The sequence below is a fragment of the Tatumella terrea genome, assembly GCF_039523755.1.
GTDB lineage: Bacteria > Pseudomonadota > Gammaproteobacteria > Enterobacterales > Enterobacteriaceae > Tatumella > Tatumella terrea.
Genome location: NZ_BAAAFX010000027.1, coordinates 1 through 12,390, shown reverse-complemented (window position 1 = coordinate 12,390; position 12,390 = coordinate 1). Strand labels below are relative to the sequence as shown.

The 12,390-nt window shown below is 52.6% G+C and carries 12 protein-coding genes and 3 tRNA genes; 9 read left to right on the top strand and 6 right to left on the bottom strand.

Features of this window, described 5'->3' with window-relative positions; genetic code table 11:
* Positions 1–184: 184 nt before the first annotated feature.
* Positions 185–598 (top strand): CoA-binding protein, encoded by a 414-nt coding sequence (locus tag ABD035_RS17425; protein WP_425579738.1) that lies wholly within the window; start codon positions 185–187, stop codon positions 596–598.
* Here ABD035_RS17425 and hspQ read toward each other — a convergent pair.
* Positions 592–906, bottom strand: coding sequence for a heat shock protein HspQ (gene hspQ / locus ABD035_RS17420; protein WP_212712189.1), 315 nt, complete (start codon positions 904–906; stop codon positions 592–594). The genes ABD035_RS17425 and hspQ overlap by 7 nt on opposite strands.
* 62 nt (positions 907–968) lie before the next feature.
* Positions 969–2,159 carry a 23S rRNA (cytosine(1962)-C(5))-methyltransferase RlmI gene (gene rlmI, locus ABD035_RS17415; protein ID WP_343871361.1) on the bottom strand — a complete coding sequence of 397 codons (1,191 nt, stop codon included), beginning with the start codon at positions 2,157–2,159 and terminating at the stop codon, positions 969–971.
* Between the two features lie 86 nt (positions 2,160–2,245).
* Here rlmI and yccX point away from each other — a divergent pair, with 86 nt between their 5' ends.
* Entirely contained in the window at positions 2,246–2,521 is a 276-nt protein-coding gene (yccX, locus tag ABD035_RS17410) for an acylphosphatase (protein WP_212712191.1), read from the top strand.
* Between the two features lie 6 nt (positions 2,522–2,527).
* On the opposite strand, the gene ABD035_RS17405 is transcribed toward yccX, so the two are convergent.
* Together ABD035_RS17405 and yccA are read right to left on the bottom strand one after the other, a co-directional pair.
* Entirely contained in the window at positions 2,528–2,854 is a 327-nt protein-coding gene (locus ABD035_RS17405; protein ID WP_343871360.1) for a TusE/DsrC/DsvC family sulfur relay protein, read from the bottom strand.
* 219 nt (positions 2,855–3,073) lie between these two features.
* Complete coding sequence (gene yccA / locus ABD035_RS17400) at positions 3,074–3,730, bottom strand: FtsH protease modulator YccA (RefSeq protein ID WP_212712193.1); 657 nt, start codon at positions 3,728–3,730, stop codon at positions 3,074–3,076.
* Between the two features lie 227 nt (positions 3,731–3,957).
* Between yccA and ABD035_RS17395 the strand changes: the two genes are divergently transcribed.
* The 4 genes from ABD035_RS17395 (at position 3,958) to ABD035_RS17380 (ending at position 7,056) form a co-directional block, all read left to right on the top strand.
* A tRNA-Ser gene (locus tag ABD035_RS17395) sits at positions 3,958–4,045 on the top strand.
* 62 nt (positions 4,046–4,107) lie between these two features.
* A tRNA-Ser gene (locus tag ABD035_RS17390) sits at positions 4,108–4,195 on the top strand.
* A gap of 249 nt (positions 4,196–4,444) precedes the next feature.
* On the top strand, positions 4,445–5,950 hold the full coding sequence (gene agp, locus ABD035_RS17385) for a bifunctional glucose-1-phosphatase/inositol phosphatase (RefSeq protein ID WP_343871358.1): 1,506 nt from the start codon (positions 4,445–4,447) through the stop codon (positions 5,948–5,950).
* A 197-nt stretch (positions 5,951–6,147) separates the two neighbouring features.
* Positions 6,148–7,056, top strand: coding sequence for a DMT family transporter (locus tag ABD035_RS17380; protein ID WP_343871357.1), 909 nt, complete (start codon positions 6,148–6,150; stop codon positions 7,054–7,056).
* 53 nt (positions 7,057–7,109) lie between these two features.
* Here the strand turns inward: ABD035_RS17380 and cycA are convergent, their stop codons facing one another.
* The gene (gene cycA, locus ABD035_RS17375) at positions 7,110–8,501 is read right to left on the bottom strand and encodes a D-serine/D-alanine/glycine transporter (RefSeq protein WP_212712196.1); all 1,392 of its coding nucleotides are present in this window, start codon (positions 8,499–8,501) and stop codon (positions 7,110–7,112) included.
* A 305-nt stretch (positions 8,502–8,806) separates the two neighbouring features.
* Positions 8,807–9,031 carry a DUF2594 family protein gene (locus ABD035_RS17370; protein WP_212712197.1) on the bottom strand — a complete coding sequence of 75 codons (225 nt, stop codon included), beginning with the start codon at positions 9,029–9,031 and terminating at the stop codon, positions 8,807–8,809.
* Between the two features lie 567 nt (positions 9,032–9,598).
* Between ABD035_RS17370 and uvrC the strand changes: the two genes are divergently transcribed.
* The 3 genes from uvrC to ABD035_RS17355 all read left to right on the top strand — a co-directional run bounded on the left by uvrC (position 9,599) and on the right by ABD035_RS17355 (position 12,260).
* The gene (gene uvrC, locus ABD035_RS17365) at positions 9,599–11,431 is read left to right on the top strand and encodes an excinuclease ABC subunit UvrC (RefSeq protein ID WP_343871381.1); all 1,833 of its coding nucleotides are present in this window, start codon (positions 9,599–9,601) and stop codon (positions 11,429–11,431) included.
* A 69-nt stretch (positions 11,432–11,500) separates the two neighbouring features.
* Positions 11,501–12,049, top strand: a complete 549-nt coding sequence (gene pgsA, locus ABD035_RS17360) for a CDP-diacylglycerol--glycerol-3-phosphate 3-phosphatidyltransferase (protein WP_212712198.1) — start codon at positions 11,501–11,503, stop codon at positions 12,047–12,049.
* Between the two features lie 135 nt (positions 12,050–12,184).
* Positions 12,185–12,260, top strand: a tRNA-Gly gene (locus ABD035_RS17355).
* Positions 12,261–12,390: the final 130 nt, after the last annotated feature.

The window sequence follows — 12,390 nt, the reverse complement described above, 5'->3', positions numbered from 1 at the left end:
GGTGACGGAAAAAAAGCTGAGTTTCATTATGGCATTAATATTTACATTTTGTCATATTTATTGTGCCGCAGAGAGGCACAATAGGTACATTTCTTCTGCCAGCAGATCCACTATTCTGCAGATCGGCAGTCCCGGCTATCGGAGAAAAACATTGGAACGACAGGATGCCCGGATCCGGGCGATTTTGAGAGAGACGCGTCGTATTGCCGTGGTGGGGGCGAGTGTTAATCCGCAGCGTCCGGTCTGGCAGGTCATGATGGTGCTGGCGGAACACGGTTATGATGTGATCCCGGTCGGGCCTAAAGTGGCCGGGAAGGTGATTGACGGTATGCCGGGTTATGCGTCCCTGGCAGAAATTCCGGGGAAAGTCGATATGGTGGATGTGTTCAGAAATCCGCAAGTGGTCCCGGAAATTGCACGGCAGGCAATCGCTATCGGGGCAAAGACATTATGGTTACAACCCGGGACTGTCAATCTGCAGGCCGTGACAGAGGCCCGGGATGCGGGGCTGCAGGTGATAACGGAGTTGTGCCCGAAAATTGAAATTTATCGTTCCGGGCTTTCTGCAGAATTAAAAGGCCGTGGAAGCCATCAATGATACCGGTGAGGAACACGTAACTGCTGCCGGACATTTGCCGCCAGCTCATCCAGCACCGGTTGATCAGGATGCTCGTCATAGGTCTCGCCGGTCAGATGAAGCTCGGCAATATAAGTGTGGACGGTTTCGCCGGATTCATCTTCCATCACGACATGATACCAGGGCGTTTCTCCGGGGATATCATCGCCGGGGGCTTCGGCTTCCGGCTGACTGAGTGAAAATTCAGCGTCAACGTCCACCACGACACCCAGAGTGCCGGATAATCTGTGACGGACCTGCTGCCCGATGCCAAATTTACTACTGATCATAAAACACCTCCCGCTGATTTTTTCATCCTCACTGATGTGGGGGCGGGAGGCATTTTTTCAAGTTATTCGACGTAGCAAACAAAACCTTTCAGATATAAACCTTCCGGATAGGTGGAGATGACCGGATGGTCGGCGGCCTGGCGCAACTGATCGACTAACTGAACGGTTTTACCTGCATCCAGAGCGGCATCGGCGATAATCTTCTGGAAAAGTTCCACCGTCATCAGCCCGGAGCAGGAAAATGTCAGCAGGATCCCGCCCGGATTAAGCAGCTGCATCGCCAGCATATTAATGTCTTTATATCCGCGGCAGGCACCCGCCAGCTGATTTTTATTTTCGACAAATTTTGGCGGGTCCATCACGATCACGTCAAATTTCTCGCCGGTTTCCCGGTATGTCCGCAGTAATTTAAATACATCGTCACGAATAAACTGCGCTTTATCCAGGGGAAGCTGGTTCAGTTCAACGTTCTGTCGGGCGACATCCAGCGCAGCGTCAGAGGTATCGACACTGATCACCTCTTTACAGCCGCCGAGCAGCGCAGAAACCGCAAAGCCTCCGGTATAGGAGAAACAGTTTAAGACCCGGGCCTCTTTTGAATAACGACGCAGGGCAAAGCGGCTGTCACGTTGATCCAGGTAATAACCGGTTTTATGGCCTTCTTTAATATTAACCAGCAGCTTCATACCATGTTCGGTGATCGGCAGCAGTTCCGGGGGTTGCTGGCCGGAAATAAACCCCTGGGTCAGAGGCAGCCCCTCTTTTTTGCGCACTGAAACGTCTGATCGGTCATAGACCGAACATTCCGGGTAGCACTGCTGTAAGGCAGTGAGCAGAGCAGGGCGCTGATATTCGGCCCCGGCGGATAACAATTGTACCACCAGGTAGCCGGCAAATTTATCGATAGTAATGCCAGGCAGCCCGTCTGACTCGCCGGCAATCAGGCGATAGCTGTCCAGGTCATCGGCACGGGCCAGCCACTCACGCCACTGACCGGCTTGTCTGATACGCCTGACGAAGAATTCGATATCGATATTCTCATCCGCCTGCCAGGTCCAGACACGTGCCCTGATTTGGGACTGCGGAGAGTAAGCCGCACGGGCCAGCCACTGACCTTTATGGTCACAGACATCCACGGTTTCACCGGAGATGGCGTTGCCTTCGATGCGGCTAATAGCACCGGAAAAGACCCAGGGGTGGCGGCGTAACAGGGATTTTTCACGTCCTCTGGAAAGAATCAAACGGGCAGTCATAATTATCGGGTACCAGAAAATAAAGGGGGACATTGTCGGTCCGGCATCGGAAAAAAGCAAACCGCAGAGTAATAAAGGGGAAATTTATGGCGAGAATAGCGCAGAAAATCAGAGTCACGGGACGGGTGCAGGGTGTCTTTTTTCGGGACAGCACGCGACGGCAGGCTGAAGCCGGGCGTCTTACCGGCTATGCGGCTAACCTCGATGATGGTTCTGTCGAAATTTTGCTCCAGGGATCACCGGAGGCCGTTGAAAAAGTCTTGCAGTGGATTAAGGCGGGGGGACCGCCGGCGGCCAGGGTAGAGAGTGTCACCGATGTCTCCTGTATTTTCCAGGAGACCGGGGGCTTTACGGTGCGTTAAACGGGACTACAGGCATTTTGCGGGCTTGGGGAGACCGGCAATTTTTGTGGCCTGTTTTGCCGGTCCTTCCGGGAACAGTCTGAACAGGTAACGGCTGTTCCCTTTTTCCTCCCCGTACTTTTTGGCCATCGCCTTTACCAGCATGCGGATAGCCGGAGAGGTATTAAATTCCAGATAAAATTCACGCACAAAGTTAACGACTTCCCAGTGAGCGTCTGTCAGCGTGATGTCTTCCAGACCGGCGATGTGTGTGGCCAGTTCTGCAGACCAGTCTGCCGGATGTTTCAGATAGCCTTCGCTATCCGTCTCAAGGGTTTTTCCTGCAAAATTCACTTTTCCTGCTCTCCGTGATGTAGCGCGCAGCCTAAAAAACGGCAGTGTAACAAAAGCTAAGCTATGAATGCAGTGTAATGAAGGCCAGGGGAGTGAATCCCGGGAATAAATTCCGTGTAATCAACGCGGGAAATCAATGCCGGATAATGAAGACTGCGCAGTGAGCCGTCAGGAATAAAAAGATACCTGCCCGCAGGCAGGGTATCAGGTGTGGAAACATCAGTTACTGCGGGAGAACCCCAGTAAGCTCAGCAGGCTGACAAAGATATTGTACAGGGACACATACAGGCTGACGGTGGCACGGATATAGTTGGTTTCGCCGCCCTGGATAATATTACTGGTCTCCCACAGGATGGCACCCGCAGAGAACAGGATAAACAGTGCACTCAGAGCCATCTGCAAAGCCGGCAGGTGCAGGAAAATGTTGGCGATCATCCCGACCAGCAGCACGACAAACCCGGCCATCATCATGCCACTCAGGAAGGACATATCTTTACGGGTGGTCAGCACGAAGGCCGAACAACAAAAGAACACCAGTGCCGTGCCGCCCAGCGCGAGAGCAATCACCTCACCCATACCGGCGGAAAGAAAACTGTTGAGCACCGGGCCCAGGCAATACCCCAGAAATCCGGTAAAAGCGAAGGCCGCCAGGATCCCCGCAGGCCGGTCCGACAGACGATAGGTTAAAAACATCAGCCCGTAGAAGCCGGCCAGCATCAGGATCATCCCTGGTGCGGGCAATGCGAGCAGGGTACTGGCGGTGGCCGTGATGGCGGAGAACGCCAGCGTCAGCCCCAGCAGGAAATAGGTATTGCGCAGGACTTTATGGGTACTGAGTAAACGGCTGTGTTGTCCGGGGGCAAGAATTCTGTCCATACAGACTCCTTAACATAGTGATGGGTCATTTTATTAATAGACGGAGGATACTGTCCGCTGGCTGTCGTATGAAGTTGTTTTACCCATCTTTACCCGCCTTATTGCTGAACAGATGCACAATTTGTTGATTTAGGCAGCACTCAGAGCCTAATCGGCTGTTTTTCAGGCAAATGATACAAAGGGGGCTTTACAACACAGAAGGGGATGTTTATAGTGCGCCTCATTGCGGAGGGGTGGCCGAGCGGCTGAAGGCAGCGGTCTTGAAAACCGCCGATGGGAAACCATCCGAGAGTTCGAATCTCTCCTCCTCCGCCATCTATTCACGCAGTGAATAACTTGCTTTACAGGATAAAAGAAATTTTATTCTGGCCCTTAACGGAGGGGTGGCCGAGCGGCTGAAGGCAGCGGTCTTGAAAACCGCCGATGGGAAACCATCCGAGAGTTCGAATCTCTCCTCCTCCGCCAAATTCTGAAAAAGACCAGCCTGATGGCTGGTTTTTTTTTATCTGTAGTAAACTCTCCCGGTCACAACGCATCTCTGTCAGACAGGCATTCAGCCGATTCCCCCTTACGTAGTCCGGGAAGTTTGATATAGTGGCAGAAAGTCTTTGATCCGGCGCTCTTCCCCGGCAGTGTTACTGGCCAGGTGCTATTGATGACCGGACGAAGTCAGAAAATTTTTTCCACACCCTCAGAATTCATGGAATAGGTACAATGATTAAGAAATTGAGCTTGTGTACACTTGCTGTACTGGCAGCACTGCCTGTGAGTCTGAATGCGCTTGCCGCAGACGGTGGTATGCAACTGGAGCAGGTTTTAATCCTCAGTCGTCATAACCTCCGGGCACCGCTGGCCAATGGCGGCAGTATCCTTGAACAATCTTCTGATAAAAAGTGGCCCCAGTGGCAGGTGCCGGGGGGAGAGCTGACCACCCGCGGTGGTGTGCTGGAAATTTACATGGGGAAATATACCCATGACTGGCTTCAGCAACAGGGTGTTATCAGTAAAAACCAATGTCCTGATCCGAATTCTGTCTTTGTTTACGCCAACAGTCTGCAACGTACCGTCGCCACCGCGCAGTACTTTGTCACCGGCGCATTCCCGGGGTGTGATATTGCGGTAACACATCAGGATGATATGGGCACCATGGATCCGGTCTTTAATCCGATCATCAACAGTGACAGTGCAGAGTTTAAGAAGACGGCCGCCGAACAAATGGCGCAGGAAGAAAAACAGCAGTCACTGCAGGCCGCTTACAAACAACTGGCAGACGTGGTCGGCTATGCCAACTCGCCTCAGTGTAAAGGCAAAGATAAATGCAGCCTTACCGGGGCGGATAATAAATTCAGCCTGTTCAAAGGCAAAGAACCGTCGGTGGAAGGGCCGCTGAAGACCGGCAATGCGCTGGTGGATGCCTTTACCCTGCAATATTACCAGGGCTTCCCTGCAGACCAGGTGGCGTGGGGGAAAATCACCACGCCTGAGCAATGGAAAGCCTTATCAGCCATTAAAAATGCTTACCAGGACGTGTTATTCACTACGCCGGCAGTGGCCCACGACGTGGCCGCCCCACTGGTCGACTACATTCGCAGTCAGTTAATCGATCAGGATAAATCTGCCGCCCCGGCCTTTACCTTTATGGTCGGCCACGATTCGAATATCGCCTCACTGCTGGCGGCGCTGAAGGTGAAGCCCTATCAGTTACCCGGACAGTATGAACAGACGCCGATAGGGGGCCAGCTGATGTTTGAACGCTGGCATGACAAACAAAATAATAAAGATCTGCTGAAGATAGAATATGTCTATCAGAGCACAGAGCAGCTTCGCAATGCGGATATTCTGAGCCTTGCGCATCCGCCTGAGCGAGTCACCCTGCAGTTAACCGGCTGTCCGACCGACAGCAACGGGTACTGTTCCTGGAGTGACTTTACCAATGTGCTGAATGATGCATTGCAGGGGACCGTGATGCAGCCGCATATGGCACCGACCGAACCTGTGGCTGCGGTCAACAGCAGTACCGCTGCCACGACGCCGGCGGCGTCAGGATCTGCCACCGACGGGAACTCAGCCTCGCCGGCACCGAAAGCCTCCTCGCCGGCAGCCCCTGATGCCCCCGCCGGGGCACGCTCTGCGGACAAATCTGCGGCAGAGAACGGGCATTCCCCGTCAGCCGATAAAAACGGTGGCGGAGCAGGGGCTGGTCATTCGGCCAGCCGGTAATCGGCTGTCAGCGTCGTGTTATCCTGCCAGGCGGGAGCACCCATAAATGAGTGAACAGCTTTGCAGTGATGCAGAGCTGTTTTTTTTCTGAGACCCCGGACGTTTCTGCAATGCGCTTTCCCGGCGATGGCAGAGGTTATTCGCCCGGCGATACCGCACCCGGTATCTCTCCTTTTCCCGCGACTGGTTATTCAAAGATGTCTTCTGTTGCTAACAATACCACTGACCCGTTGTTCTCCCGACCTGTGCTGATATTAATTTTTATCACCATGCTATGGGGGGGAACCTTTCTTATTGTGCACCATGCGGTACAGGTATCCGGTGCGTTCTTTTTCGTCGGTCTGCGCTTTGGTACCGCAGCCCTGATCCTCTCGCTGTTTTCCCTGAAAACCCTGCGGGGGGCCAGCCTCCGGGACTGGATTGCCGGAGGCAGTATCGGGCTGGCGATAGCTATCGGCTATGGTTTACAGACGCTGGGGATGAAAACGATTAGCAGCAGCCAGTCCGCCTTTATCACTGCCATGTATGTGCCTCTGGTACCATTACTGCAGTGGTTATTCTTCCGCCGTCCGCCCGGTATTATGTCCTGGTGCGGGATTGTTCTGGCTTTTGCCGGATTGTTGCTGCTGTCCGGCGTCTCTGTCCGGTCGGCATCAGGCTTTTCGGCCGGGGAAATGGTCACCCTGGCCAGTACGCTGGCGATTGCGGCAGAGATTTTACTGATAGGCTATTTTGCGGGGACTACTGAGACCCGGCGGCTGACACTGATCCAGCTTCTGATGGCCTCACTTTTTTCGTTTCTGTTTATGCTGCCCGCCGGGGAAGCGGTTCCTGACATGACTATGACGGTGCTGGGCAGTGCCTGCGGTCTGGGGCTTGCCAGCGCGGTGATCCAGCTGACGATGAACTGGGCACAGCGAAGTGTTTCGCCGACAAAAGCGACGATTATTTATGCGGGAGAACCGGTATGGGCTGGCATTGTCGGCAGAATTGCCGGAGAAAGGCTCCCTTTACCGGCACTGGCCGGGGGCTGCCTGATTGTTTGTGCGGTTGTGATCAGTGAACTGCGCTGGAAAAAGAAAAAATTACCGGCAGCTGATGTGTGATAACCCCAGGGACGGCACCGGAAAGCGAAGATGCCGTACCCGGAGTTAAAGCACTAAGATAATTTACGCTGCTGCATTTTCCAGCCGATAGCCAGCAGGATAAACCAGATCGGGGTTACCATCAGTGCCTGACGCGTATCGGGTTGCAGGCTCAGCAGAACCAGCACAAAGGCGAAAAACAGCAGTCCCACCCAGCTCATCAGTTTCCCGGCCGGCATCCTGAAGACCGAGGCGGCATGCAATTCCGGATGTTTTTTACGGTAGACCAGATAACTGCACAGAATAATAGACCAGACGAACATAAACAGTATCGCGGAGACGGTGGTGACCAGCGTGAAAACGGTCATCACATTCGGGATCAGGTAAATCAGCGCGATCCCTGCCAGCAAACATAAGCAGGAAAACAGCAAGCCGTTGACCGGCACCGCTCGTTTGGACAGATGCGCAAATCGCTGATGGGCGACCCCTTGTCCGGCCAGACCAAACAGCATACGGCTGGTTGAAAAGATACCACTATTGGCTGATGACGCCGCCGAGGTGAGCACCACAAAATTAATAATACCCGCAGCAGCAGGTAAACCAATCAGTACGAACATCTCCACGAACGGACTGCGCGACGGGACAACCTCGTTCCAGGGGGTGACAGCCATGATCACCAGTAATGAACAGACATAAAACATGATGATACGCAGCGGGATCGCGTTGATCGCTCTGGGTAACACTTTCTGTGGGTTGCGTGTTTCTGCGGCCGTTGTCCCGACCAGTTCGATGCCGACAAAGGCAAAGACGGCAATCTGGAAGCCGGCAAAGAAGCCACTCAGACCTTTCGGGAACAGTCCCCCATGGGTCCAGATATTGCTGAGAGCGGCTTCAGGTCGTCCCGGGGCATGGTAGTGCACGGCAACCAGCACGATCCCGATAATAATCAAGGCAATAATGGCGACTATCTTGATGATAGCAAACCAGAACTCCATTTCACCGAACAGCTTCACGGTTGCGATATTCAGGATCAGGAAGGTGGCTATGCATAGCAATGCGCTCATCCAGACAGAAAAATCCGGTAACCAGAACTGAAGATAGGAAGTGATGGCGACAATATCTGCAATGCCGGTGACTACCCAGCAAAACCAGTAGGTCCAGCCGGTAAAATACCCGGCCCAGGGCCCCAGTAATTCGGCCGCAAAGTCACTGAACGATTTATAATTCAGATTAGAAAGTAATATTTCACCCATTGCCCGCATGACGAAAAACAGCATAAAGCCTATCAGCATATAGACAAAGATGATGGACGGGCCGGCCAGACTGATTGTCTTCCCTGATCCCATAAATAAGCCGGTACCGATAGCACCGCCGATGGCAATTAACTGTATATGACGGTTGTGAAGATTTCGCCGCAGCTTGTGTGAACCTTCACCGGTCACATCGTTGTCAGAATGTTGTGTCATGCATCTGTTCCTGTGATTGCAATAGCTTTCTTGTTGTTATCTTAGAGTTATTCCCGGAGAGCCTGATGAGCAGGCCACCTGTGTCATCATCTCTTAATAGTTCAGGCATCTTTTATCATACTCTGCGTTGCCGGAAAAACAGCTTGTCGGGAATGCCGTCCAACCGCACTTTTTTTCAACGGAATTACCGGCAAAACCTGCAGTAACGGGCAATATCACTGTGGAAAAAAGCAAAGAGGGGGTAAGGCCGGGGAGCTTCGGGGAGCGTATTATCCTGCCTCAGGCTGAGGCAGGACGACTCAGCGTTATTGCAGATAGCCCGCTTTAATCTGGCGCAGCGTTTCAGCCAGTAATGCGGTATCTTCGTTATCACCGGCCGTCGCCAGATAACGTTCCATTTTTAAGATAGCTTTGCCTGAATCTACCTGGCTCATAGATTGCAGGATCATAGTTACCATCATTTTCAGACAAGTGACTTCACGGGATAGCGCTTCAGGGCTTTTTTCAGTAGAAAATTCTGCGTAGTTCATTGTTTCCGACTCCGTTAAACGGCATTTTATCGCCATAATGCGTGGATTATATCAGAATCATAATACAGGGTTCATTATTTTCAGCCCTGTCCGCCGATCAAAAGTGACAGAATAGCCGTCAGCTATGGAATGCGCGGCGAAATGGCCGAAATCTGAGATCATGGCGCTCTGTGCTGTATTCCACCGGCTGACCGGTCATCTGCACAGAATCGCTTATACTTAGATAAGTACTGTCCTGAGAACGGCAGGGATGGCTGCTTATGCTGTCCGGTTTACCGGGGCAGGCGGCATGACTGTAGGCTCTGAAAGAAGAGATCCTTAGGCGCGCGGCGATATTCGCGGCCGGAAGGAGGCATCAGAGTACAGCTGCGCTCATAAGCTGCTTTTTTTCGTTATACCCTGCCAGGATACTTGAAATGACGACCGTGAATCACAATTCAGTACCTGAGATGTCGTGGAAGCACACAGACTTCCCGGGGTATTTGCAGTCCGCTACCTGTCGGGAGAGTATCCTCCCGCAAGGCTCTTTTTCTGTCCACTCAAACCCGGTAACGCGTAGTGAATGAAGTGAATAATACGTTCGACCCTGCGGAGTTTCTCCGCACAGTGACCCATCAGCCCGGTGTTTACAGAATGTATGGCACTGGCGATGAGGTGATCTATGTCGGTAAAGCGAAAGATCTGAAAAAACGTCTGACCAGCTATTTCCGCAAACAGGTCAGCAGCCGTAAAACCGAAGCGTTGGTGGCGAACATTGTGCATATCGATGTCACCGTGACCCACAGTGAGACAGAAGCACTGCTGCTTGAACACAACTACATCAAACTCTATCAGCCGCGCTATAACGTGTTATTGCGTGATGATAAGTCCTATCCGTTTATTTTTCTCAGCGGCGATAAGCATCCGCGGCTGGCATACCATCGTGGAGCTAAACACGCGAAAGGGGAGTATTTCGGGCCTTTTCCTAACGGAGGGGCCGTACGGGAGACCCTGGCGTTATTACAGAAAGTGTTTCCTATCCGGCAATGTGAAAACAATGTTTACCGGAATCGATCCCGTCCCTGTCTGCAATATCAGATTGGACGCTGCCTCGGACCCTGTGTCAGCGGACTGGTTTCCGAAGAGGATTACCGGCAACAGACGGACTATGTACGGCTGTTTCTTTCCGGGAAGGATGACCAGGTCCTGCGTCAGCTGGTCGCCCGTATGGAGCAGGCGAGCGCCGATCTGGACTTTGAAGGGGCGGCACTGCTCAGGGATCAAATTCAGGCAGTCAGACGGATCACCGAAAAACAGTTTGTTTCCAATCAGGGAGATGACCTCGATGCTATCAGTATCGCCTACGACTCGGGAATGGCCTGTGTGCATGTGTTATTTATCCGCCAGGGGAAAGTGCTGGGAAGCCGTAGTTATTTTCCTAAAGTGCCGGCAAATACCGAACTGGCCGAAGTAATCCAGACCTTTGTGGGACAGTTTTATCTGCAGGGCAGTGAGTTACGTACCTTACCAGGCGATATCCTGCTGGATTTTGAACTGCCTGAAACCGGCCTGCTGAGTGAATCTTTGTCCGGATTGGCAGGACGGAAGATCACCCTGCAAAGTAAGCCCCGCGGGGACAGGGCGCGTTACCTGAAACTCGCCCGAACCAATGCGGCGACGGCTCTGACCTCCCGGCTGGCCCAGCAATCCACCGTGCATCAGCGTATGGCAGCACTGGCGGATTTTCTGCATCTGCCAAATATCCGGCGTATGGAATGCTTTGATATCAGCCATACGATGGGTGAACAAACGGTGGCTTCCTGCGTCGTGTTTGATGCCAATGGCCCGGTGAGGGCGGAGTATCGTCGTTACAATATCAATGGCATTACCCCCGGCGATGACTATGCAGCGATGCATCAGGTTCTTGAACGGCGCTACGGAAAAGCTCTGGAAGAAAAGAATATCCCGGATGTCATTATTATCGATGGCGGTAAGGGGCAGCTGGGGCAGGCCAAAGAGGTGTTTGCCTCGTTGCAGGTCGACTGGAATAAAGCACATCCTTTATTACTGGGGATTGCCAAGGGGAGTGACCGCAAAGCCGGGCTGGAAACACTGTTTCTGGAGCCAGAGGGGGAAGGGATGTCGTTACCCCCTGACTCACCGGCACTCCATGTTATTCAGCATATCCGTGATGAATCTCATAATCATGCGATAACCGGCCACCGGCAGAAACGGGCGAAGGTTAAATCGGCGAGCAGTCTGGAAGGAATTGAAGGGGTTGGCCCGAAACGACGTCAGCAGTTACTGAAATATATGGGGGGATTACAGCCACTGAAAAATGCCACCGCCGATGAAATAGCCAAAGTCCCGGGCATATCGCGTGCGCTGGCAGAAAAAATATTCCATTCTCTCAAACAGTAGCATTGAAACGGGGGGGGCAATGTAGGAACATAGTGGCAAACATCACCCTTTCCAGGCTGTTAATGCCCTATGCAATTTAATATACCGATATACCTCACGTTATTCAGGGTTGTGCTGATCCCTTTTTTCGTGCTGGCATTTTATCTGCCTTTTCAGTGGGCTCCGGCGTGTTGCGCATTACTTTTTGTGATTGCGGCCATTACCGACTGGTTTGATGGCTTTCTGGCGCGTCGCTGGCAACAAACGACGGCGTTCGGTGCGTTCCTTGACCCCGTGGCCGATAAAGTGATGGTGGCTATTGCATTGGTGCTGGTGGCGGAACATTTTCATTCCTGGTGGATCACGCTGCCGGCCGCGACCATGATTGCCCGTGAAATTATTATTTCTGCATTGCGTGAATGGATGGCTGAAATTGGTAAACGCAGCAGTGTTGCGGTGTCCTGGATAGGCAAAGTGAAAACAACGGCACAGATGATGGCGCTGGTCGCATTGTTATGGCGGCCTAATCATCTGGTGGAAGTGGCTGGATTCCTGGCATTGTATATTGCAGCGGTCCTGACCTTTTGGTCGATGTTCCAGTATCTGAGCGCTGCGCGTAAAGATCTGCTCGATCAGTAAGCAAAGCGGCGTAAATAGCAGCAATCACACCGTGGGGCGGTATAAACAGGTTGACGGATACGTCCGGGGCAGTAAAATGCTGCACATCAAGACATTACCTGTGTTTCAGTCATTACGGATAACAGGAAATGCATTGCGGGAATAGCTCAGTTGGTAGAGCACGACCTTGCCAAGGTCGGGGTCGCGAGTTCGAGTCTCGTTTCCCGCTCCAGATTACGGCCGGTAACGTCAGGTTATCTGCCCTCAGAAAAGGACCTTCGGGTCCTTTTTTTGTTGTCACCCCTAAACCACCTCCTAGGGAGGTGGTGATTGATCCTGTAAGGCTATAGCCTGAAGAATGC